This is a genomic window from Methylobacterium sp. P1-11 (assembly GCF_008329595.1).
Taxonomy (GTDB): Bacteria; Pseudomonadota; Alphaproteobacteria; order Rhizobiales; family Beijerinckiaceae; genus Methylobacterium.
Genome location: NZ_NPKS01000011.1, coordinates 1 through 22,751, shown reverse-complemented (window position 1 = coordinate 22,751; position 22,751 = coordinate 1). Strand labels below are relative to the sequence as shown.

General features: G+C 70.6%; 21 protein-coding genes and 2 pseudogenes. 11 read left to right on the top strand and 12 right to left on the bottom strand.

The window, feature by feature from the left end; all coding sequences use genetic code 11:
- Positions 1-80: 80 nt before the first annotated feature.
- The 4 genes from CIW48_RS12900 to CIW48_RS12885 form a co-directional block, all read right to left on the bottom strand.
- Positions 81-2,075, bottom strand: a complete 1,995-nt coding sequence (locus tag CIW48_RS12900) for a family 2A encapsulin nanocompartment cargo protein cysteine desulfurase (protein ID WP_149311140.1) — start codon at positions 2,073-2,075, stop codon at positions 81-83.
- Positions 2,062-3,465, bottom strand: a complete 1,404-nt coding sequence (locus CIW48_RS34490) for a family 2B encapsulin nanocompartment shell protein (RefSeq protein WP_149311139.1) — start codon at positions 3,463-3,465, stop codon at positions 2,062-2,064. The genes CIW48_RS12900 and CIW48_RS34490 overlap by 14 nt, the downstream gene beginning before the upstream one ends.
- Before the next feature lie 432 nt (positions 3,466-3,897).
- Complete coding sequence (gene cysE, locus CIW48_RS12890; RefSeq protein WP_149311138.1) at positions 3,898-4,770, bottom strand: serine O-acetyltransferase; 873 nt, start codon at positions 4,768-4,770, stop codon at positions 3,898-3,900.
- Between the two features lie 13 nt (positions 4,771-4,783).
- Positions 4,784-4,990: a hypothetical protein gene (locus tag CIW48_RS12885; protein WP_091780472.1), complete on the bottom strand. Its 207-nt coding sequence runs from the start codon at positions 4,988-4,990 to the stop codon at positions 4,784-4,786.
- Positions 4,991-5,516: 526 nt separating this feature from the next.
- Here CIW48_RS12885 and CIW48_RS12880 point away from each other — a divergent pair.
- The 3 genes from CIW48_RS12880 (at position 5,517) to CIW48_RS12870 (ending at position 7,385) form a co-directional block, all read left to right on the top strand.
- Positions 5,517-5,795, top strand: coding sequence for a hypothetical protein (locus tag CIW48_RS12880; RefSeq protein WP_149311137.1), 279 nt, complete (start codon positions 5,517-5,519; stop codon positions 5,793-5,795).
- Between the two features lie 55 nt (positions 5,796-5,850).
- Complete coding sequence (locus tag CIW48_RS12875; protein WP_149311136.1) at positions 5,851-7,071, top strand: hypothetical protein; 1,221 nt, start codon at positions 5,851-5,853, stop codon at positions 7,069-7,071.
- Positions 7,072-7,163: 92 nt separating this feature from the next.
- Entirely contained in the window at positions 7,164-7,385 is a 222-nt protein-coding gene (locus CIW48_RS12870) for a hypothetical protein (RefSeq protein WP_091780462.1), read from the top strand.
- Between the two features lie 27 nt (positions 7,386-7,412).
- Here CIW48_RS12870 and CIW48_RS12865 read toward each other — a convergent pair whose 3' ends face one another.
- The 5 genes and pseudogenes from CIW48_RS12865 to CIW48_RS12845 all read right to left on the bottom strand — a co-directional run bounded on the left by CIW48_RS12865 (position 7,413) and on the right by CIW48_RS12845 (position 12,451).
- Positions 7,413-8,231: an ABC transporter ATP-binding protein gene (locus tag CIW48_RS12865; protein ID WP_149311135.1), complete on the bottom strand. Its 819-nt coding sequence runs from the start codon at positions 8,229-8,231 to the stop codon at positions 7,413-7,415.
- Positions 8,228-9,597 (bottom strand): annotated as a pseudogene (locus CIW48_RS12860) (ABC transporter substrate-binding protein). The gene CIW48_RS12865 and the pseudogene CIW48_RS12860 overlap by 4 nt, the downstream one beginning before the upstream one ends.
- A 33-nt stretch (positions 9,598-9,630) precedes the next feature.
- Positions 9,631-10,646 (bottom strand): annotated as a pseudogene (locus CIW48_RS12855) (branched-chain amino acid ABC transporter permease).
- 6 nt (positions 10,647-10,652) lie between these two features.
- Complete coding sequence (locus CIW48_RS12850) at positions 10,653-11,546, bottom strand: branched-chain amino acid ABC transporter permease (protein WP_149311134.1); 894 nt, start codon at positions 11,544-11,546, stop codon at positions 10,653-10,655.
- Entirely contained in the window at positions 11,543-12,451 is a 909-nt protein-coding gene (locus CIW48_RS12845; RefSeq protein ID WP_149311133.1) for an ABC transporter ATP-binding protein, read from the bottom strand. Before CIW48_RS12845 ends, CIW48_RS12850 begins: the two co-directional genes overlap by 4 nt.
- A gap of 437 nt (positions 12,452-12,888) precedes the next feature.
- Here CIW48_RS12845 and CIW48_RS12840 point away from each other — a divergent pair, with 437 nt between their 5' ends.
- A complete protein-coding gene (locus CIW48_RS12840; protein WP_149311132.1) occupies positions 12,889-13,620 on the top strand; it encodes a Crp/Fnr family transcriptional regulator in 732 nt (243 codons plus the stop codon).
- A gap of 57 nt (positions 13,621-13,677) precedes the next feature.
- Positions 13,678-14,394, top strand: coding sequence for an HWE histidine kinase domain-containing protein (locus CIW48_RS12835; RefSeq protein ID WP_149311131.1), 717 nt, complete (start codon positions 13,678-13,680; stop codon positions 14,392-14,394).
- Positions 14,395-14,444: 50 nt separating this feature from the next.
- On the opposite strand, the gene CIW48_RS12830 is transcribed toward CIW48_RS12835, so the two are convergent.
- Complete coding sequence (locus CIW48_RS12830; RefSeq protein ID WP_149311130.1) at positions 14,445-15,224, bottom strand: Crp/Fnr family transcriptional regulator; 780 nt, start codon at positions 15,222-15,224, stop codon at positions 14,445-14,447.
- 319 nt (positions 15,225-15,543) lie between these two features.
- Complete coding sequence (locus CIW48_RS12825; protein ID WP_149311129.1) at positions 15,544-15,762, bottom strand: hypothetical protein; 219 nt, start codon at positions 15,760-15,762, stop codon at positions 15,544-15,546.
- Between the two features lie 319 nt (positions 15,763-16,081).
- Between CIW48_RS12825 and urtA the strand changes: the two genes are divergently transcribed.
- The 6 genes from urtA (at position 16,082) to CIW48_RS12795 (ending at position 22,403) form a co-directional block, all read left to right on the top strand.
- The gene (urtA, locus tag CIW48_RS12820; protein ID WP_149311128.1) at positions 16,082-17,377 is read left to right on the top strand and encodes an urea ABC transporter substrate-binding protein; all 1,296 of its coding nucleotides are present in this window, start codon (positions 16,082-16,084) and stop codon (positions 17,375-17,377) included.
- A 167-nt stretch (positions 17,378-17,544) separates the two neighbouring features.
- The gene (gene urtB / locus CIW48_RS12815; protein ID WP_149311127.1) at positions 17,545-19,116 is read left to right on the top strand and encodes an urea ABC transporter permease subunit UrtB; all 1,572 of its coding nucleotides are present in this window, start codon (positions 17,545-17,547) and stop codon (positions 19,114-19,116) included.
- Between the two features lie 151 nt (positions 19,117-19,267).
- Positions 19,268-20,422: an urea ABC transporter permease subunit UrtC gene (gene urtC / locus CIW48_RS12810; protein WP_149311126.1), complete on the top strand. Its 1,155-nt coding sequence runs from the start codon at positions 19,268-19,270 to the stop codon at positions 20,420-20,422.
- Positions 20,419-21,216 (top strand): urea ABC transporter ATP-binding protein UrtD, encoded by a 798-nt coding sequence (gene urtD, locus CIW48_RS12805; RefSeq protein WP_149311125.1) that lies wholly within the window; start codon positions 20,419-20,421, stop codon positions 21,214-21,216. The genes urtC and urtD overlap by 4 nt, the downstream gene beginning before the upstream one ends.
- A gap of 2 nt (positions 21,217-21,218) precedes the next feature.
- Positions 21,219-21,914: an urea ABC transporter ATP-binding subunit UrtE gene (urtE, locus tag CIW48_RS12800; protein WP_149311252.1), complete on the top strand. Its 696-nt coding sequence runs from the start codon at positions 21,219-21,221 to the stop codon at positions 21,912-21,914.
- A 282-nt stretch (positions 21,915-22,196) separates the two neighbouring features.
- Entirely contained in the window at positions 22,197-22,403 is a 207-nt protein-coding gene (locus CIW48_RS12795) for a hypothetical protein (RefSeq protein WP_149311124.1), read from the top strand.
- A 239-nt stretch (positions 22,404-22,642) separates the two neighbouring features.
- On the opposite strand, the gene CIW48_RS12790 is transcribed toward CIW48_RS12795, so the two are convergent.
- The coding region (locus tag CIW48_RS12790; RefSeq protein WP_149311123.1) for a transporter substrate-binding protein at positions 22,643-22,751 on the bottom strand (109 nt) is incomplete at its 5' end.

Genomic DNA, 22,751 nt, shown 5'->3' with positions numbered 1-22,751 from the left:
AAAGGGCTCAAGCCCTTTGGAATCCCAGGCTCATCATCCGGCCTGCGGCGAGGCGCCGGCACGCGGCCGGCGCCCCCGGCTCAATGCCGCGGCAGGGTGTGCAGCGCCCTCAGGAAGGCGTCGACCTCCGCGCGGGTGTTGTAGAAGGCCAGCGACGCGCGCACCGATTGGTCGACCCCGAACCGGCGCAGGGCTGGAAGGGCGCAGTGATGGCCCGAGCGCACCGCGATGCCGTGCGCATCGAGGTGGTGGGCCACCGCCTCGTTCTCCTGCCCCTCGATCACGAAGGACATCACGCTCGCCTTCTCCCGGGCCGTGCCGATCAGGCGCAGGCCCTTCACGTCGGCAAGCCCGCCCTGCGCATACGCGAGGAGGTCGTGCTCGTAGGCGGCGATGGCCGGCATGCCGATCCCCGCGAGGTAGTCGAGCGCCGCCCCGAGACCCACCGCCCCGGCAATGTCGGGCGTGCCCGCCTCGAATTTCTCGGGCGCGCCCTTGTAGACCGTCTTCGCGAAGGTGACGTCCTCGATCATGTGGCCGCCGCCCTGCCAGGGCGGCATCGCGGCGAGCAGGTGCGTCTTGCCGTAGAGCGCGCCGATCCCGGTCGGTCCGAACACCTTGTGGCCGGAAAAGACGAGGAAGTCGGCGTCGAGGGATTGCACGTCCAGCGGCATGTGCGGCGAGGATTGCGCCGCGTCGACCAGCACCGGCACCCCGTAGGCGTGGGCGAGCTGGATGATCTCCCGCACCGGGTTCACGGTGCCCAGCGCGTTGGCCACCTGCGTGACCGAGACGATCTTGGTGCGGCCCGACAGACGCGCCGCGTATTGCTCGAAGATGATCTCGCCGCGATCGTTGACCGGGATCACCCGGAGCGTCGCCCCGGTCTGCTGCGCCAGCAATTGCCAGGGCACGATATTGGCGTGGTGCTCGATGGTCGAGACGATGATCTCGTCGCCCGGGCCGATATGGGCCCGGCCGTAGGAGTTGGCGACGAGGTTGATCGCCTCCGTGGTGCCGCGCAGGAAGACGATGTCGTCCTTCGACGGGGCGTTGAGGAAGCGGCGCACCGCCTCGCGGCCGCCCTCGAACAGGTCGGTGGCGCGCGCCGCCAGGGTGTGGGCGGCCCGGTGGATGTTCGAGTTGTGCCGCCCGTAGAAGTCCGAGGTCGCGTCGATCACGGCCTGCGGCTTGTGGGTGGTGGCGGCGTTGTCGAGCCAGACCAGCGGGTGGCCGTTGACGCTCTGGTGCAGGGCCGGGAAGTCCCGGCGGACATGCTCCACGTCGAAGGGCGCCGCCACCGGACTCGACCCGCGCGACGTCACCCGCGGCGCCAGGCCCGGGGTGCGGGCTGGCTCCAACCGGGGGCTCGCCGGCGCCTTGCGGGCCGGCCCGGGGCCGAGGTTCAGGAAGTAGTAGTCGCCAGCCGGCGCCTCGGGCGCCCGGGACAGCTTTCCGGTTCGGGCGAAGCTCTCCTGCGCCTCGTCGACGCCGGCCTTCGACGGGTCGGCCGGGACGAGGTGCGGGGCGAGGGCGTGCGCGAAGGCGTTGGCGCGCGGGTGGTCCGCGGCGATCTGCCGGTGCAGCTCCGGACCGCCGGGGAGGGCGGCCGCCAGCTCGGGGGCGCCGGCGAAGGAGAAGTCCGGCAGGACGGGGCGCGGGCTCGCCGGGTGGACCGGCGGGATCGCCGCCACGTCTGCGAAGGCCGGGCTCGCGGGCGCGAGGTTCGGCACGGTCGGGCCGGAGAGGCCCGGCAGGCCGACCGGCGGCGCCCCGAAGGCGTGCGCCGCCAGCGCCGACGCGTCCGGCTGAAAGCCGGCGGGCTGACCGCCCGAGGGGGCCGAGGGGACGCCGAGGGGCGCGCTCGGCAGCGGCGCGCCACCCGGGGCCTGGGTCAGGCTCTCGAGAGCCTGCGGGACCTGGGGGCCGGCGGGGATCGCCGGCGCGAAGGGCTGGCTCGCGGCCTGCCCCTGCCCGTAGATCTCCCGGGCGAGGCGCCCGACGAGATCGGCATGCGCCAGCTCGCCCGGGCTCGCCCCGGGCAGCCCGCAGGCGAAGGCCTCAGGCGTAGTCATGGTAATTGCCCAGCAGCACGTTATCGAGACGGGCGATCGCGTCCTCGACCAGCACGGCGGCCGAGAAGTAGCGGGTCACGAGGTGCGAGGCGATCGAGTGGTCGTTGGTGCCCATGTAGCGCACCGACAGGCCGGGCTCGATCTCGCCGGTCACGCCCGACTTCTGCAGGCCGACCACACCCTGCTCGCCCTCGCCGACGCGCAGGAGCAGGATGGAGGTGGTCTCGGCGCCGGTCACCGGGTCGATGTCGACCGGCAGCTTGTCGCTCGGCACCAGCGGCACGCCGCGCCAAGTGATGAAGGGTGCGCCGAACAGGTGGACGACGACCGGCGGCACGCCGCGGCGGGTCGCCTCCCGGCCGAAGGCCGCGATGGCGCGGGGATGCGCCACGAAGAAGGCCGGCTTCTTCCAGACCATGGTCAGCAGCTCGTCGAGGTCGTCCGGGGTGGGCGGGCCGCCGCGGGTGGGGATGCGCTGGCGCGGGCCGACCTCGCCCAGCAGGCCGAACTGCGCGTTGTTCAGGAGCTCCCACTCCTCACGCTCCTTCACGGCGTCGACCGTGAGGCGGATCTGCTCGCGGAGCTGGTCGATCTCGTTGGAGTAGAGGTCGGTGACGCGGGTATGGGTGTTGAGGATCGTCTGGATGGTCGAGAGGTGGTACTCGCGCGGGTCGACCTCGTAGTCGACGAAGGTCGTGGGCAGGCGCGGCTCGCCGGTATGGACCGCCAGCAGCTCGATCCCCTGCTCGCCGTAGGAGTTGGTGTGGCCCTTGAGGCGGTCGCGCTCCTCGCGGTACTGCGCGATCTTGGCGCGAATCTCCTCGCTCTCCACCGCGGCGGCGTCGAGGGTCAGGAGGGTCACGGCCGACAGGGCCTTCACGGCCGGGGCGGGCGCGCTCTCACCGGCGAGACCCGCATCGCCGAAATAGTCGCCCTTCGTGGCCAGCCCCTGGCGCAGGCGGCCCTTGTAGGGACCCGAGAAGGTCAGCTCGACGGTGCCGTCGGCCACCACCGTGAGGCTACGGCCGGAGGAGCCCTCCTCGTGGATCACTGCGCCGGCCTTGTGCCGGCTCTCGGTGAACTTGGCCGCCAGTGTCGCCAGTTCGGCATCGCCCAGCCGGCTGAAGAGCGGCACGGCGCGGAGAGAGGCCGGACGGATCGCCCGGCCCTTGCTGTCCCCCTTGTCCTCGGCGGCGAGATCGATCCGGCCGGGGCGCGCCAGCACGACGGCGCGGCGGTTGACGCGGTAGACCCCGCCCGCCACGTCCACGAACGGCAGGAGCCGGAGCAGCCAGCGCGGCGTGTTCGCCGCGTTCTGGACCGAGGTGACGGTCGCCGTCGCAAGATTGCGTGCCGCCGTGGCGCTCACGCTCAGACCCGGTCCGCTCATCGTTCGTCCTCACTCCATCCAGGGTTGCAGGCACGCCGCATCAATCCGCAGATGATGGTTCGCCCCGCAGCGTGCACGGGGCGGGCGCAACACGTATTGATCAATATTTCACGACGATAGCAGACCAAGAGATCGCATTATCGTCGGTCGGATGATGTATTTTCCGGCAATTAGACGATCATCGTCTGCCGCTCAGACAGCCGCAGCGCATCCGAGACCGGCAAGTTCTGGATAACGTCCGATTCGGCCGAGGGTCAACGAAACGATCTCCCTATTTGATGCCATTTCTTGGAAATAGAACCTCTGGCATGCACAACGCATAGGAGAAGTCAGCAGCCACGTTGCCGGATCAGAGAATTTAATTTCATCAGATCGGCACACGTGCCGGGATCCGGACGACTTTGTTTCACGGGAAGATTTTTTCGTCTCGTCTCAGATCCCATCCCCGTAGCCGAAGGATTGGTCCATGCTGAGCGCCGGCTCCTCGCCGGCGGGCAGGCGCGAGACGACCCGGGCGGGTACACCGGCAACGGTCGTGTGGGGCGGGACGTCCTGCAGCACCACCGCGGCGGCCGCGACCTTGGCGCCCGCCCCGACCCGGATGTTGCCCAGAACCTTGGCGCCGACGCTGAGCAGCACCCCGCGCTCGATCTTGGGATGCCGGTCGCCACTCTCCTTGCCGTTGCCGCCGAGCGTCACCGACTGGAGGATCGAGACGTCGTCGGCGATCACCGTGGTCTCGCCGATCACCACCCCGGTGGCGTGGTCGATGAACACTCCCGAGCCGATCCGGGCCGCCGGATGGATGTCGCAGCCGAACACTTCCGAGATGCGGCTCTGGACGTGCAGTGCCAGGGTCGCCCGGCCCTGGTGCCAGAGCCAGTGGCCGACACGGTAGGCCTCCAGCGCCGCCAGGCCCTTGTAGAACAGGAACGGATCGAGATAGCGGCGGCAGGTCGGGTCGCGCTCGCGGATTGCCACGAGGTCGCGCACCGCGTGGGCCCCGGCCTGCGGATCCGCCTCGAAGGCCGAGAGGCACAGGTCGCGCATCGACAGCCGGGCGAGGTCGCCGTCGCCGAGCCGGTGAGCGAGGCGGTAGGCGAGGGCCCGCGCCAGGGTGGGCTGGTCGAGAATCGTCGCCTGGATGATGCCGGCATAGAGCGGCTCCTCGATCAGGGCCGCCGCGGCCTCGGCGCGCAGGGCCGCCCAAACCTCGGCCTCCGCGGTGCTGCGGCTCGTGATGCGCAGGGGCGGCTGGACCACGGCCATCGTGGCACCCGCGGCGGGCACGGCAGAGTGATGCATCGGCCGCCGCCGATCACGCGGCGGAGCGGAACAGGTCGGGCAGGTAGCGCTCCAGGGTGTCGTGCCCCTGGAACTTCACGTCCACGGTGGCCGGTGCCTCGCCCGAGCGGTGGATGCCCACCACCCGGCCCCGGGCATGCCGCCAGATCCCCAGGATCTCGGCGAGGTCGAGCCGCGCGAACACGACCTCGTCGCCCTGCATCATCGTCGCTGAGGCCATAGTGTGGTCCCCCTTGGATCGGCCGGTCGCGGCGGCCCGATTCTACCGCCGCCGACGCCCGAACCAGGATCGGCGCTGATGGCGAGAAGTCTTTTCCGGATGCCCCGGTCCGGCGGAGAAGGTTTCGACCGTGCACGGCCGAAGCCGGAGCATCATTTTCGCTAAGTTCTTGTTATAACACGATGTTTACGCATCGCCCCGCATTTGGCAAGCTCAGCGCCCGGCCGACGGGAGCGCGACCGATCGCGGCCGCGACGCCGGTCCATGCCGGCCGGCCCGTGCTTCTGCTCCGGGATGCGCCTTCGACGAACGACCTGCGCTGCAAGTCTTCGTCAATTTGGCAGCACATTCTCAGGCCCGGCCTCTAGATTGAAGGGGTCGACGCGCAGTCGGCGCAGAGCCGGATGGAGGTTTGCCGTGATCGCCAGCAACAAACGGATCGCCCTGATGACTGCGCCGTGTCTGCCGTGTTGCCGCGTCCAGGAGGAGGAGAGCGCACGACATCAGACACGAAAGGCGACCACCGATGCTGACCTATGACACGACCCGCAACACCCGTTCCGGCCTGGGCGCCGAGCCGGCCCTGGCCCTCGGCCGGGCCCTGTCCCGGAGCATCCGCTCCCATCCCTCCCACGAACGCGCCGCCCTCGCGAGCGCCCTCGGCGACGGCCTGATGCCCGACGAGGTCGCCCGGATCCTCGCCGGCCGCCCGGTGGCCGAGGCCTTCCCGATCCGCTGGGGCGAGAGCCCGGAAGCCTACGCGTCTAGGGCCGTATCCGAGATGTTCGTCGCCTACCTCCAGTAGGCGCGCCGCGTCCGGCCGCGCCGGCCTCCCCGAACACGAACGACGGAAACCTATCATGTCGGGCCTCCCCCGCGGGTGGAAGCGCCGGACGGGGACGGCTGCCTGCGCCCTCGCCCTGGCGCTGGGTGCCGCCGGCCCGGCCGCCGGGCACCCGCCGAAGGGCCGCCAAGCGGCGTCTTTGGCCGACAGGCCGGAGGTCCCGGCCCGGCTCACGGTCGGGCCGGGCGGCCGGGACCTGCGCCTCGCGGGCGATCTCACCGAGGGCGTGGCCGTGCGGGTCGCCGCCATCCTCGCCGCGCACCCGCAGATCGCGCGCCTCCATCTCACCAGCGACGGCGGCCTCGTGGAGGAGGGCGCGGCGATCGGGGCGCTCGTGGCGGCGCGGGGGCTTTCCACCTACGTTCCCGATGCCTGTGCCTCGGCCTGCACGCTGATCTTCGTCCGCGGCCGGACGCGCTACCTCGCGACCGGCGGCCGGCTCGGCTTCCACGCCCCCTACGAGATCGGCGCGCGGGGCCGGATGCGCCCGGTGGATTCCGCGCCGGAGCGGGCGGCCTACCGGGCCGCCGGCCTGCCGGTCGCCTTCGTGACGCGGGCCCTGGCGGTACCGCCGGCCGGGATCTGGATCCCGACGGCAGGGGAGCTGCGCGCGGCCGGCATCGTCACCGAGGTCGTCGGCCCGGACCGCTTCCCCGATTCGACCCTGGACGCGGATCCGAGCGCGTCCGGGGCTCGGGCCGCGATCCTGCGGAGCCTGCCGATCTTGCGCCAGGCCGAGGCGGCGGGGCTCGACCCGATCGCCCGTCGGTACCGGGACGGCTACGTCGCCGGTCGGCCGGAGGCGGTGGCCGCCGCGGACCTGAGGCGGATGGCCGCCAGCTACCTGCAGCGGCGCTTCCGGGCAGCCGATGATGGGGTCGTCCGGGCCCTGGGACACCGGATCCTGGCGACGCTGCGGCGTACCGAAACGCAGGATGCGGCGGCCTGCGGCATCCTCGCGGCCGGTGACCTCGTGGCGCTGGACGCGCGTCTGCGGGCCGAGGGGCCTGCATCGCACGGGCTCGCCCCGCTCCTCGCCCGGACACAGGCCGCGCGGCCGAACGGGGCGGACGCGTCCGCCACGGTCCCGGATGCCGCCCCGCCAGCGGATTGCGCCGCCCGGATCGCGGAGACGCGGCACGCCCTCGACCTGCCGCCCCGGGAATCGGCCGCCGCGCTGCGGGCGCTGTTCCTCGCTGGGCCGCAGCAGATTCTGGCGAGCCGTGCCGGGCCGTAGCGGCCCGCGCACCCTCGACTTGCCGCGCCGGCGCCTATCTTCGCACCCAAGGCCACGCCTCGGAGCGGTCGGTCGGAGATGGGAGTCGCCGGATGCCGGATTATCGCCTGCGCGGGGCGGTTCGTGGCGCGGATGGGGAGATCGGCGCGCCGCGCGTCGATGAGGAACTCACGGCCGCGGACGCGAAGGAGGCGGTCCGACTCGCCAACAGCCGCTCGCTGGCGATCGAGGACGAGGCGGTGAACGCCCTGTGGCTGGTCGACGCCCACGGCACCCTGCTCTGGTCCCTGCGCCGGGCCGACCTCGAGTCCTGACGCGGACCCTGCGGTGAGCCGGTGCCGTCAGGCCGGCGCGCGGCGGCGCGTCTCCGGCGACGCGGCGACAGGACGCTCGGCACCAGGACGCTCGGCACCGCCGAGATACAGGAACCGGACATCATCCCGCGCCCGCAGGGACGCGGCGTTGCCGGCCAGCGCGCTCCGTCCGTTCTCCAGCACGACGGCGTGGTGGGCATGGCGCAGGGCGAGGCGGACATTCTGCTCCGCCACCAGCAGGGTCAGGCCCTCGGCCTGGTTCAGGCCCGCCAGAATCCTGTAGATCTCTTCCACAACCTGGGGGGCGAGTCCCGTGGACGGCTCGTCGAGGACGAGCAGCCGGGGCCGCCCCATCAGCGCCCGGCCGATCGCCGCCATCTGCTGCTCGCCGCCCGAGAGCAGGCCGGCGGCGACTCCCCGCTTCGCTGCGAGGCGCGGGAACAGGCCGTAGACCCGCTCCAGGTCGGCACGCACGGTTCCGCGGCTCGAGCCGCGCCCGAGGCCGCCCGCGACGAGGTTCTCCTGGACGCTCAAGCCCCGGAAGCAGTGGCGCCCCTCCAGCACGCCCACGAGCCCGGCACGGACCAGATTATCGGTCCGGGTCCGCGTCACGTCCCGTCCGTCATAGGTGAGGCGCCCGGCCGTGACCTGCCCGCGCAGGGCCGGGAGCAGGTTCGACACCGCCCGCAGCAGGGTCGTCTTGCCGGCGCCGTTGGCGCCGACCAGGGCGACGATCTCCCCCGCCCGGACCGCGAGATCGACGCCGTGCAGAGCGTGCACGGCCCCGCCATAGACGGCCTCCAGCGCCTCGACCTGCAGGAGCGGCGGACCGGCGCCGTCGCTCATCGGCCCGCCGCGGCGGCCTGCTGGCCGCCCTGGTTGTCAGCGGCCTCCTCGGCCGCGCAGTCGCGCGGGGTGATGCCGTGCTCCTTGGCGTAGGCGGTCGAGGACGCCTCGATGATCGGGCGCAGGCTCGCCCAGTCGGGGGCGATCCAGTCGGACACCACGTTCCACCGCGCCCCGTCCCATTGCTGGAAGGTGACGCGGCCCTCGCCCTCGTGGTTGGCGCAGGTGACGGTGATCGAGTGGAACAGCCCCTTGGCGCCGAGCGCCGCCACCCGGGCCTCGTCGAGGCGCAGGTGCTCGAAGCCCCAGCGCACCTCGTCGCCGGTCAGCGTGCGCTGGCCGAACTTGCCTTGCGCGATCCGCACCGCCTCGACGTTGAGGATGCCGTTCAGCACCCCGAGATTGTGGTAGACGCTGCCGATCCGTTTCCGGTCGGCGAGGTTGCCGTTGCCGGCCCCGTAGACCTTGCCGACGACCTCCTGGATCACCGGGTAGGCGGTGCCCGACGCCTGGGTGGTGATGGCGACGTAGCCCTTGGCGGCGTCGCCCGCCGGGACGACGTCCTCCTCCGAGTTCGACCAGACATTGCCGACGATCCGGTCGGCCGGGAAGCCGGTCTTCTGGGCAGTCTTGAGGGCCACCGGGTTCATCACGCCCCAGCCGCGCAGCACCACGAAATCGGGCCGCAGCCGCCGGATCGTCAGCCATTGCGATTGCTGCTCGTTGCCGGGATGGGGGACCTCGATCTGCTCGACGGTGAAGCCGTACTGCCTGGCGAGCTGCGCGTAGATCGGGATCGTCTCCTTGCCGTAGGGCGAGCCGTGGTAGAGCACCGCGACGGTCTTGCCCTTGAGCTTGTCGAGGCCGCCCGCGCGGGTGCCGAGATACTGGATGATGCCGCTCGTCTCGCTGTAGGGATTGAGCAGCAGCGGGAACACGTAGGGGAAGACGCGCCCGTCGGTGGAATCGGTGCGGCCGTGATTGATCGTGATCAGCGGCACCTTGTCGGCGCTGATGCGGTCGATCATCGCGTAGGCGATGCCCACGGAGAGCGGGTTCCAGGCGGCGATGCCGGGCCGGGATTTGAGCCGCTCGTAGACCTCGACGCCGCGCTCGACCTCGTACTGGGTCTCACCCTCGCTCCAGATGAGCTTGACGCCGTTCACGCCTCCGTCCCGGGCGTTGATCAGGTTGAGATAGTCGATGAAGCCGCCGAAGAAGCCGGTCCCACCGGCCGCATAGGGGCCGACCCGGTAGCTCTGGAGCGGGAAATACTGCTCGTCGGCCCACCCGGCCTGGGGGCCGCGCCGGCGAGCACGACGGTGCCGGCGAGGAGCGCGGCGCGGAGACGGGTCGTCAGGGGCATAATCGTCCTGGGGTTGGTCAGACGGGGAGGGGATCAGGCAGCGCGACGGCCGAGGCGGCGGCCCGCCCGGTCGAGGAGCGCGGCGAGGCCGGCGGGCTCGCGGATCAGCACGGCGACGATCAGGGCGCCGAGCACCATGCGCCGGAATCGAACCCGTCGCCCAGGACCGCCGCGCCGAGGCGGGAAAGGAGCAGGGGCAGCACCGCGATGAAGCCCGCGCCCAGGAAGGCGCCGCGCAGGGTGCCCAGGCCGCCGATGATGACGATGAACAGGATCTGGAAGGAGCGGTCGAGGTTGAACCCCGCCGGCTCGACGGTGCGCAGATACGCGAAGGCCCACAGCGCCCCGGCGATGCCGATCACGAAGGACGAGACCGCGAAGGCCAGGAGCTTGGTCCGGGCGACCTTCACGCCGACGAGGCGGGCGGCGGTCTCGTTGTCGCGGATCGCCACGAGGTTGCGGCCCGTGGGGGAGGTCACGAGGCGCCACGCGAGGGCGGTCAGCAGCGTGACCACCGTGAGCGAGACCAAGTAGCGCCCGCGCGGATCGTCGAAGGACAGGCCGGCCACCACCAGCCGGGGGGCGGTGATGATGCCCGAGGGGCTGTCGTTGGAGATCCAGCCGATCCGGTTCAGCGCCCAGGCGACGAAGAACTGTACGGCGAGCGTCGAGACCGCGAGGTAGAAGCCGCGCAGCCGCAGGGCCGGCAGCCCCGCCACCAGCCCGGCGAGCGCCGCCACGAGGCCGGCGAACAGGAGCGACCCCGGCAGGGGCAGGCCGGGCAGGCGCAGCGACAGGTTGAAGGCCGCGTAGGCCCCCACCGCCATGAAGGCGGCCGAGCCCAGCGAGAGCAGCCCGGCATAGCCGGTGAGCAGGTTGAGCCCGAGGCCGGCCAGCGCCAGCGCCAGGAACGGCGTCAGCAGCGCCTCGAACAGGTAGCTCGTACCGGTGAGCGGCACGATCCCGTAGGCCAGCACCAGCAGGGCGCCGAGGCCGAGGGCCCCGGCGGACGGGCGGAGGCGCGGTGCGGCGCGGGGGCGGGCGACCATGGCGGCTCAGACCCGCTCGACGGCGCGCAGGCCGAACAGGCCCGAGGGCCGCGCCAGCAGGAACCCGAGCGCCGCCACGTAGGCGATCCAGCCCTCGATCCCGCCGCCGATGACCGGCCCGAGATAGACCTCGGACAGCTTCTCCACCGCGCCGACGATCAGCCCGGCCACGATCGCCCCGGCGATGGAATCGAAGCCGCCGAGCACGAGCACCGGCAGCGCCTTCAGCACCACCAGCGACAGGGAGAACTGCACGCCGAGCCGCGCGCCCCAGAGCAGCCCCGCCACCAGCGCGACGATCCCGGCGGCGATCCAGACCGCCGACCAGATCCGGGGCAGGCGCAGGCCGGTATTGAGGGCGGCCAGCGGATCGTCCGCCACCGCCCGGAAGGCGAGGCCCGTGCGAGTGTAGCGGAAGAAGGCGGAGAGCAGCGCCACCATCAGGCCGGCGGTCGCGGCGGCGAACAGGTCGAACCGGCTCACCAGAACGCCGCCGAGATCGAGCGGCGTGTCGTCGATGCCGAGGTCGAGCCCGTGGACCTGGGTGCCCCAGGCGAGCTGGGCCGCGCCCTCGATCACGTAGGCGACCCCCAGCGTCGCCATGAACAGGGTGATCGGCGGCTGGTTGACCAGCGGCCGCAGCACCAAGCGCTCCACGCCGAGCCCGACCACCACCATCGCGGCGAGGGTTGCGGCGAGCGCTGCGGGAAAGGGCAGGCCGCGCTCGGTCAGGCTCACGAAGGTGAGGGCGGCGAACAGCACCATCGCGCCCTGCGCGAAGTTCAGCACGCCCGAAGTCTTGTAGATCAGCACGAAGCCGATCGCCACGAGGGCGAACATGATCCCCGACAGGAGGCCGCCGACCACGACCTCGATCAGGAAGGCGAGATCCGGGCTCATGCGGCATCCATGGCGGCATCTCCGTCCGCGAGCCCCAGATAGGCGGCGATGACGGCCGGGTCCGCCTGCACCTGCGCCGGCGTGCCGGTGGCGATGCGGCGGCCGTGGTCGAGCACGGTCACCCGGTCGGAGAGGCGCATGACGACGCCGATATCGTGCTCGATCAGCACGATCGCGGCCCCGGACGTCTCCCGCGCCGCCCGGATGAAGCCGGTCATCTCGGCCTTCTCGGTAGCGGTCATGCCGGCCATCGGCTCGTCGAGGAGCAGGAGCCGCGGCCGGGCCACCAGCGCCCGGCCGAGTTCGACCCGCTTCTGGAGCCCGTAGGGGAGGCGGCCGGCCGGACGGTCTGCCACGGCCCCGAGTCCGAGGCGCCCGATCACCGCCTCGGCGGCGTCGCGATGCGCCAGCGCCTCTCGCCGGGCCGAGCGCAGGCCCAGGATCTGAGCCCCGAGCCCGGCGCGCCGCGCCGCCGCGAGCCCCGACAGGACGTTATCGCGGACGCTGAGGCCCGCGAACAGGGCGAGGTTCTGGAAGGTCCGGGCGACGCCGAGCGCGGCGAGCCGCCCGGCGGGCACCCGGGCGAAAGCCTCTGCGCCGATCCGCACCCGCCCGGCCTGCGGCGCGTAGAGGCCGGTGACCGCGTTGATCAGCGAGGATTTCCCGGCGCCGTTCGGCCCGATCACCGCATGGATCTCGCCGGCGCCGACCGCGAGATCGATCTCCGCGAAGGCCACCGTGCCGCCGAAGGCGAGGGACAATCCCTCGATCGACAGGACCAGCCCCGCCCGGTCGCCACGCGGGCTGCCGCCGGCGACAGGGACCGCGGCCGGGCGGGCGGCGGAACGGGGGAGGGGACGTAGCCCCTCCCGACCCGGTCGAACAGGGCGCAGCGCAGGCTGCATGATCCGGACTCCGTCCAGGATAGGCCGCCCGGATCGGCGCGAACCGACGGGCCCCGTTGAGAAAAGATGATACGCAGGACGAGAACCCGCCTTGAACGGATATCTTGCTGCTCCCGTTCGTCAAATCCTGCTCTGGGGCAGCATTGAAGTCAAAAGCACAGTCTTTCCAATTTCGAGACGACACGCGAACATTATCCCGTCACATGGCGGGGTGACGAAATCACTTCCACCGCCGCGCCGACGGGCCGTTCGGCACTGCCGGATCGTGCCGGTCAGGCGTGGCGGCGCGGCTTCAATCCGGATCCGGATTCAGGCCCGTCAGGCGGGCAATGAGGGCCGAAGGACACCTTGCGGTAGCGCAAACTAATCTACATAAGTATTATTGGAGCGAAACTAAATGTAGGCTCGCGCTCCCACGCCGTCGTGGAGAAGCCGCCATGCCAAACCCGCTCGCGCACAAGCTAAATCGCTACGTTCGGCTCTCCGAAGACGACCGGATGTGCTTGGCCGATATCATGAGCCCGAGCCGCATGGTCGCCGCGCGCACCGACATCATCCACGAGGGCGAGGATCCGCGCGCCATCAACGTGATCCTCGACGGCTGGGCCTGCCGGTACCGCCAATTCGCCAATGGGCGCCGCCAGATCGTCTCGCTCCTGCTTCCGGGCGATCCGTGCGATCCGCATGTCTTCCTCCTCGACGCGATGGATCACGCGATCGGCGCGATCACGCCGGTGCTCCTCGGCCAGATCTCCGGCACGGCGATGCAGGATCTGACCGCCCGAAACCCGCGGCTCGATCTGGCCTTCCATCGCGAGGCCCTGGCCACCGCGGCGATCCAGCGCGAGTGGACGGTCAGCCTCGGCAGCCGCACCGGGATCGAGCGCCTCGCCCACTTGTTCTGCGAGCTCCATGCGCGGCTGGCGGCGATCGGGCTGACGGACGGGAACACCTGCGCGATGCCGATGACGCAGAATGATCTCGGCGACGCAATGGGCCAGACCAGCGTGCACATCAACCGGACGCTTCAGGAGCTGCGCGGCATGGGGCTGATCACCCTGCGCAGCCGGCGCCTGACCATCCACGATCCGGTCGCGCTCGCCCGGCTCGCGCATTTCGACATCGCCTATCTCCACCTCACGGAGACCGAGCGCGCCGCCGCGCGCTGAACCCTGCCCGCCCCGTGGCGATTGAGCCAGGTTGAACGACATCCGGAGTGGCCCGGCATGACAGACCCTCGCGATCCGGCGGAGCGCCTCGCGGCCCTTGAGGCCGACAATGCACGCCTGCGCCGGCAGCTCGACGCCGCGGGCCTGCCGGACGGCCTGCGCCACGGAATGCGCAACACGATGGCGATGATGCGCACCGTCATGCACCGGTCCGCCGAGCGCACCGCGGATGTCGAGAGCTACGTGGCGCATCTCGACGGCCGGTTCGGAGCGGTGATGCGCGTGCAGGCCGCCACGGACGCGTTCGGCGAGGCCGACCTGCACACGCTGATCTCGGACGAGCTGATGTTCCACCTCGCGCGCGAGGGCGAGCAGGCCACCCTCGCCGGCCCGCGGGTGCGCCTCCGCCCCAAGGCCGCCCAGGTCGTCGCGCTGGCCCTGCACGAGCTGACCAGCAACGCCGTCGAACACGGATCCCTGGCGCTCCCGCAGGGCCGGATCCGCGCCGCGTGGCGGGTGAGCCGGGAGGCCGAACCGCCCGTCCTCACCCTCGACTGGGCCGAGACCGGCGGCAGCGGCATCCGGGCATCGGACCGGCGCGGCTTCGGCACGGACGTGCTGACGGAGATGCTGGCCGACGATCTCGGCGCGGCGGTCGACCTGCACTACGAGCCGGACGGGCTGCGCTGCACGATCCGCCTGCCGCTCACCGCTCGGATCGGATGCCACGTGGCTGAGGAGCCGGAGACGGCCTGGGACAGCGATACCCGGTGAGGTCCGGCGCGATCCGGCACGAAACGCGCCCCGCGCGCCCGCCGGCGCCCTCACGATGCCGACGCCGCCCGCACCTGTCCGGTCATCTGGGGCAGCGCACCGAGTGCCTCCATGGCCCGGTTCGGGCCGGGCAGGAGCAGATAGTCGAGCGTGAAGCCGGCAAATTCCTGCAGACGCTCGAGATTCGGCACGCGCACGCTCTTGCGTCCGCTCTCGATCAGCCCGGCCCGGCGCAGATCCGAGAGGACCCGCGAGAGATGGACGTTCGAGAGTCCCGCGGTGTCGGCCAGTTCCGACTGCGCCAGCGGAAGCCGATAGTCGGGCTCCAGGCCGAGGCCGACGGCGTTCAGGCGGGCGAAAAGTTCGCAGATGATGTGGGCGACCTGTCTGTCGGCGGACCGGCGCCCCACCCCGACCAGCCATTCCTGCAGCACGGCCTCGTCGACCAGAATCGACCACCACAGGGCGCGGTAGATGTTGGGCCGGACAGCGGCAAGTTGCTTGATCGTCCGGTAGGGCACGGAGGCGACGGTGCAGGGCGTCAGCGTTGCCACGGAGTGGATCGCCCGGTCGAGCAGGGATGCGTGCAGATCGCAGCCGTCGCCGGGAACGAGGTAGGCGAGGATCGATCGCCCACCGTCGGGCAGGAGCTTGTAGCGGCAGGCGAACCCGTCGAGGATCACGTAGGCGGCTTCGGGCCGCTCGCCCTCCGAGACCAGGTCGCGGCCGGCATCGACCTGCGCGACATCGCGCGTCGCGGCGTCCAGCGCGGCCACATCACCGTCGTCCAAAGATGCGCGCAGCGCCAACTTGCGAAGGAAGGGGTTCAAGGGATCTCCCGCAGGTACCGCCCCGCGCACGGAGCCGCGCAAGCTTAACGCGCGACCGTCTATCCTTACTCCTCGGGGTCATCAAATTACCGCCTCGTCCCGCCCCATCTTCCGACGGCCCTCATCCGCGGAAACATGCGACGATCACCCGTGTCGGCGCCCCAAGGGACGTCCGGCGGAACCCGCCCAGAGCCAGAATGCCCCGGATCGCGGCGGACACCGCAAGGGATGCCGGGACGCGGATTGACGTCCCTGCCGGCAGCCGCTCAGGACCGTCGGGATGCGCCCGGTCGGGCCGTCGGAAGATGAGGCGGGCGCATCAGGAGAGCTGAAGCGTCCGCAGGACGGTGCCGTTCCCGTCATGGATCTCCATGCGCCAGCCCGCCGCGGGGTCCGGGAGTTCGCCAGAGCGCCGGAACTCTTCGATCAGCACCAGCGCTTCCGCTTCCGCATGCGCGAGCGATGCGGCCGGGACTCCCGCCTCGTCCTCGATCGTCTCGCCATCGCGGCTCAGGCGAAAATAGTAGCGCTCTGCCATATTATCCTGCTGCACCGGGCCCCGACCCGACTTCGACACGCCGCATGGATGCCGCCCGTCGGGCGACGTCTCCGCTCGCGCCGCGGGCTGAGGTAAGTGGCACCGATCGGTGCCTGATCAACGTGCCGGCGCATTTCCGGTCGCGATGCCCATCGGTTGATCCAACTGCCTCGTGCATCTGCCGGCATGAAAGGCGAAACGCCGCCCTTCTATGCGTCGACTGCCACGAAACAGCCGTCCGACCCGACCTGCCTAAATAATTGGCACGTGATTTGCAAAGCTCCGACCCGTCGCAAGGAAGACGACGCAGGGGACCGCCATGAAGGCATTTGGAACTTGGGCCTCGGCCGCCGCGCTGGCCGCCGGACTCGCGATGGGCGCCCTCGGGGCGGGGGCCGCGCGGGCGCAGGAGACCATCAAGGTCGGCATCCTTCACTCGCTGTCGGGCACGATGGCGATCTCCGAGACCACCCTCAAGGACGCGATGCTGATGCTGATCGCCGAGCAGAACGCCAAGGGTGGCGTGCTCGGCAAGAAGCTGGAGCCGGTTGTGGTCGATCCGGCCTCGAACTGGCCGCTCTTCGCCGAGAAGGCCCGCGAACTCATCAGCAAGGACAAGGTCGCGGCGGTGTTCGGCTGCTGGACCAGCGTGTCGCGCAAGTCGGTGTTGCCGGTCTTCAAGGAACTCGACAACATCCTGTTCTACCCCGTCCAGTACGAGGGCGAGGAGAGCGAGCGGAACGTGTTCTACACCGGAGCCGCCCCGAACCAGCAGGCCATCCCGGCAGTGGACTACCTGATGTCGGAGGAGGGCGGTGGCGCCAAGCGCTGGGTGCTGGAGGGCACCGACTACGTTTATCCGCGCACCACCAACAAGATCCTCGAAGCCTACCTCAAGGCGAAAGGGGTCAAGGACGAGGACATTCTGATCAACTACACGCCGTTCGGCTTCGCCGACTGGCAGACGGAGGTGTCGAAGATCAAGGCGTTCGGCTCGGCCGGCAAGAAGACCGCCGTGGTCTCGACCATCAACGGCGACGCCAACGTGCCGTTCTACAAGGAACTCGGGAACCAGGGCATCAAGGCCACCGACATCCCGGTCGTCGCCTTCTCGGTGGGCGAGGAGGAACTCGCCGGTATCGACGCCAAGCCGCTGGTCGGCCACCTCGCCGCCTGGAACTACTTCGAGTCGATCAAGACGCCGGAGAACGAGGAGTTCATCAAGAAGTGGCAGGCGTTCAAGAAGAACCCCAAAGCCGTCACCAATGACCCGATGGAGGCCCACTACATCGGCTTCAACATGTGGGTGAAGGCGGTCGAGAAGGCCGGCACCACCGACCCCGGCAAGGTCATCGCCGCCCTCCCGGGTATCGAGCAGAAGAACCTCACCGGCGGCACCGCCACGATGCTGCCGAACCACCACATCACCAAGCCGGTCTTCATCGGCGAGATCGAGTCGAACGGCCAGTTCGACGTGGTGTGGAAAACCGAGGGCCTGATCCCCGGCGAGGCGTGGTCGAAGCAGCTGGAAGGCTCGAAGGACCTCGAGGCCGACTGGGTCAAGCTCAAGTGCGGCAACTACAACACCAAGACCAAGACCTGCGGCGGCGCCTAAGCGGTCACTCTCCCGGCTCAGGATCAGCGCGGGCCCCCTCTCCCGTTCGGGAGAGGGGGCCTGGCGCGCCAAACATTGAACGGTCCGTACAGGCCGCAGCCGCCGGACCGCGACCCCGGGTGCTGCATGCGTCCCCGTCCCAGTTTCCAGGCGCAACGAAAGTCTCGATGCTCCGTCTCCTCACCCTCCTGGTCCTGCTGCTGGCCGCCCCTGCGCTGGCCCAGGCGCCCGATCCCTACGGCCAGCTCGCCGGCGACGGCTATGCCGAGATCGAGGCGGGCGTCGCCGGCCTCGCCGCCTCCGGCGATCCGCGCGCCGACGCGATCCTCGCGGCCCTGGCGGACGGACGGCTGCTGGTGGGCCCGGACAAGACCCTGCTGATCCGGCAGGGCAACGCCGTCGTGGATGCCCGGACCGGCTCTCCCGCCGCCGACGGCTCCGATCTCAAGCCGGTGCGGGCCAACAACCGGGTCCGCCGAGCGATCGAGGCCGCCCGCGGCCAGCTCGACCTCGCGAGCCCCGATCCCGCCAAGCGCCGCGCCGCCACCGACGCGGTGTTCAAGGCCCGGGACGCGGCAGCGCTCGCAGCCCTCGACGCGGCCCTGGCGCGCGAGACGCAGGCCGGGATCCGGCGGGCGCTGACCGAGGCGCGCGCCGCCGTGCTGCTCGCCAAGCCCGGAACCGCGGAGGCCGACCGGATTGCCGCAATTTCCGCCCTCCAGGCCCGGGGCGATGGCGACGCGATGGGCATCCTGCGCGGTCTCGCGGCGGATCCGAGCGAGGCGGTGCGGGCGGCGGCCGGCCGGGGCGTCGCGGCGATCGAGACGCGGCTGGCGATCCTCGGCGCCCTCCAGAACGTCTGGTACGGCATCTCGCTCGGCTCGGTCCTGCTCCTCGCCGCCATCGGGCTTGCTATCACCTTCGGGGTGATGGGCGTGATCAACATGGCCCACGGCGAGATGGTGATGCTCGGCGCCTACACGACCTACGGCGTGCAGGAGCTGATCCGCACCAAGGCGCCGGCCCTGTTCGGCTGGTCGCTCGCGATCAGCATCCCCTGCGCGTTCCTGGTGGCCGGGTTGATGGGCGTGCTGATCGAGCGGTTCATCATCCGCTTCCTGTACGGGCGTCCCCTGGAGACGCTGCTCGCCACCTTCGGGGTCAGCCTCGCCTTGCAGCAGGGGGTGCGCTCGCTCTTCGGCCCGACCAACCGCGAGGTCGGCGCCCCCGCCTTCATGAGCGGCGCCTTCGATTTTTACGGCCTGTCGATCACCTGGGGCCGGCTCTGGATCATCGTGTTCGCGCTGGCCGTGTTCCTGGGCCTCCTGTTCGTGCTGCGCAGGACGTCCTTCGGCCTGAAGACCCGCGCGGTCACCCAGAACCGGCGCATGGCCGCCGCCATGGGCATCCGCACGCCCTATGTCGACGCGCTGACCTTCGGGCTCGGCTCCGGCATCGCCGGGATAGCGGGAGTCGCGCTGTCGCAGATCGACAACGTCTCGCCCAATCTCGGCCAGGGCTACATCATCGACTCGTTCCTCGTGGTGGTGTTCGGCGGCGTCGGCAATCTCTGGGGGACGCTGGTGGCGGCGCTGACGCTCGGCGTCGTGAACAAGCTCGCCGAGCCGTATATCGGCGCGGTGCTCGCCAAGATCGGCCTGCTGATCTTCATCATCCTGTTCATCCAGAAGCGCCCGCGCGGCCTCTTCGCGCTCAAGGGCCGGGCGGTGGAATCGTGAGGGACCAGCGTCCTTCCCTCCGCCTTGCGGGGAGGAACCGAGGGTGGGGGTGGCGCAGAAGGCACCGCCGCGCCCGATCCGGGACCACCCCCACACCCACCCCTCCCCGCAAGGGGGAGGGGATGCGCGTCCGCGTGTACGGATCTGTCCTATGACTCCCCGCACCCCCCTCATCGACCTGAAGGGCTGGATCTTCCTCGCCGTGCTGGCAGCGTTCTGCCTCGCCGTGCCGGTGCTGAACCTCGCCGTACCGGAAGGCTCCGGCCTGCACGTGCCCACCTACCTCGTCTCGCTCTTCGGAAAATATCTCGCCTACGCGCTGCTCGCCGTCAGCCTCGACTTGGTCTGGGGTTATTGCGGCATCCTCTCGCTCGGTCACGGGGCGTTCTTCGCGCTCGGCGGCTACGCGATGGGCATGTACCTGATGCGCCAGATCGGCTCGCGCGGCGTCTACGGAAACCCGATCCTGCCCGACTTCATGGTGTTCCTGAACTACAAGGCCCTGCCCTGGTACTGGTACGGCTTCGACCACTTCGCCTTCGCGGCCCTGATGGTGCTGCTGGTGCCGGGGCTTCTCGCCTTCGTGTTCGGCTGGCTCGCCTTCCGGTCCCGGGTCACGGGCGTCTACCTGTCGATCATCACCCAGGCGCTGACCTACGCGCTGATGCTCGCCTTCTTCCGCAACGACATGGGCCTCGGCGGCAACAACGGGCTCACCGACTTCAAAGATCTCCTGGGTTTTTCCGTCCAGGCACAGGGCTTCCGCGTCGGCATCTTCGTCGCCACCGGAATCGCGCTGGCGCTCGGCTACCTGATCGCCCGGATCATGACCGTGTCGGCCTACGGAAAGATCCTGATCGCGGTGCGCGATGCCGAGAGCCGCACGCGCTTCCTCGGCTACCGGCCGGAGCACTTCAAGACGCTGGCCTTCACGGTCTCGGCCATGATGGCGGGCGTCGCCGGCGCCCTCTACGTGCCGCAGGTCGGCATCATCAACCCGGGGGAGTTCGCCCCCACCAACTCCATCGAGACGGTGATCTGGGTGGCGGTGGGCGGCCGCGGCACGCTGGTCGGCGCGGCGCTCGGCGCCGTGCTGGTCAACTACGCCAAGACCGTGCTCACCGGCGCGATGCCCGACGCGTGGCTGTTCGCGCTCGGCGGCCTGTTCGTGGTCGTGACGCTGTTCCTGCCCCGCGGCCTCGTCGGCACCGCGATCGAGCGGTTCGGCGGCCGGCGCGCGGCCGCCAAGCTGCCGCCGGAGCCCGAGATCGCCCCGAAACTCGCGGAAGAAGGGCAGGGCTCGTGAGCACCGACCTCCTCGAACACCCGGATGCCCGCGGCCCCGCCAACCGGAAGCGCGAGACGGACGCACTCCTCTATGTCGACGACCTGCGGGTGACATTCGACGGCTACAAGGCCCTGCGCGGCCTGTCGCTGACGCTGGCCCGCGGCGAGTTGCGGGCGATCATCGGCCCGAACGGCGCCGGCAAGACCACCATGATGGACTGCATCACCGGCAAGACCCGGCCGGATAGCGGTATCGCCCTGTTCGACGGCACCCACGACCTCCTGAAGAGCGACGAGCCGGCGATCGCGGACCTCGGCATCGGCCGCAAGTTCCAGAAACCGACGGTGTTCGAGAGCCACACGGTGGCCGACAACATCCTGCTGGCCCTCAAGGGGCCGCGGGCCGCCTTCGCGTCCCTGTTCGGCTGGCGCAACCGGGTGGCGCGGGAGCGGATCGACGCCCTCCTGGAGACCGTCGGCCTCCTGGCCCATCGCGACCGCCCTGCGGCCGATCTCAGCCACGGCCAGAAGCAGTGGCTGGAGATCGGCATGCTGCTCGCGCAGGACCCGAAGCTCCTGCTGGTCGACGAGCCGGTGGCCGGCATGACCGATGCCGAGACCGCCGAGACCGCCCGCCTGCTCCGGCGGATCGCGGGCGAGCACGCCGTCCTGGTGGTGGAGCACGACATGCACTTCGTCCGCGACCTCGGCTGCCGGGTCACCTGCCTGCACGAGGGCGCGGTGCTGGCCGAGGGCTCGATCGACGCGGTCTCGGCCGACCCGCGGGTGGTCGAAGTGTATCTGGGCCGATGACCATGCTGAGCGTCGAGGGCATCGACCTGTATTACGGCGCCGCGCAGGCGCTCCGCGGCGTCTCCCTGACCGCCGAGGCCGGGCAGGTCACGACGGTGCTGGGCCGCAACGGCGTCGGCAAGACCTCGCTGATGCGGGCGATCGTCGGCCAGCAGCCTGTGCGCGGCGGCGCGATCCGCCTCGACGGCCGCCCGATCCAGGGGCTTGCCCCCTACGACCGAGCGCGCGCCGGGATCGCCTTCGTGCCCCAGGGCCGCGAGATCTTTCCGCTGCTCACCGTCAAGGAGAACCTGGAGACCGGCTTCGCGCCGCTGAAGCGCCGGGACCGCCACATCCCCGGGGAGATCTACGACCTGTTCCCGGTGCTCAAGGACATGCTGCACCGGCGCGGCGGCGACCTCTCGGGCGGCCAGCAGCAGCAGCTCGCCATCGCCCGGGCTCTGGTGACGCGGCCGAAGCTCCTCGTGCTCGACGAGCCCACCGAGGGCATCCAGCCCTCGATCATCAAGGATATCGGCCGGGCGATCACCTACCTGCGCGGCAAGGGCGAGATGGGAATCGTGCTGGTCGAGCAGTATTTCGCCTGGGCCCGCGACCTCTGCGATTCCTACGCGGTGATGGATCGCGGGCAGGTGGTGCTGGCCGGCCCCCGGGCCGGGATGGTCGAGGCCGACGTGCTCCGGTGGATGTCGGTTTAGGGCGCGACCGCCGCAACGCCCCGCTCCGGGAATGCGGCCCCTTAACACATATATTGGGGTGGATACTCAGCAATCAGAGAGCGGCCATTCAGATCATCGGCCTCCAAATCTGTGCACATGCCCCGCTTGGCCCATGTTAAACCACAATTCGGGTTCGCCATGGGGGTTCAATCACGGGAGGGCCCATGACGATCCTCGATCCGATCACCGGCGAGCTGGTCACCATCGCGGTACCGAGGCCTCGTCCGCAATCAGGCCCGCGCTGACAGGCGGCGCGGCGTCATGACGAACGCGACGGATCGCAGAACCGGGCGCCGCGGCCTGCGTGGCGCCCGCACCCAGATCCGGACCGTCCCGCCGGGCTTGCTGCTGGCCGGCGGTGCGGGGACGAACGCCGCGCTGACGGCCGTCGACCTGATCGCCCAGGCCCGCGCGGCCCGCCGGGAGGCCGAATCGTGCGACGGAGCGGACCGCGCGGAGCAGAGCTGACAGGAGCGACCGATCGGTCGCGTCAGCGCCTGCGAGACCCGGTCTCCGCGCGACGCGGACGTCCCGCCGCCGCCCCGCTCCGCGCCTCCCCGGCGTCGAGCCGGTCCTTCAGCACCATCCGCACCGGGCGCTCGCGCATCCCGGTCGTTGAGTTCTGCATCGGGCGGTCGACGGGGCAGGAGCTGGGATGGGGGAAGGGGAGGCCTTCCCGTCCTCGCCAGGATGATCGGTCATCAAGATCACTGATAGCCCTTCGGGAACGGGTCGGGCTTGATCAGCTCGGGGCTGGTGTAGACGATCTCGAACTGGCCGTCGGTCTTGGCCTTGCCGACCCGGGTCTTCGACCAG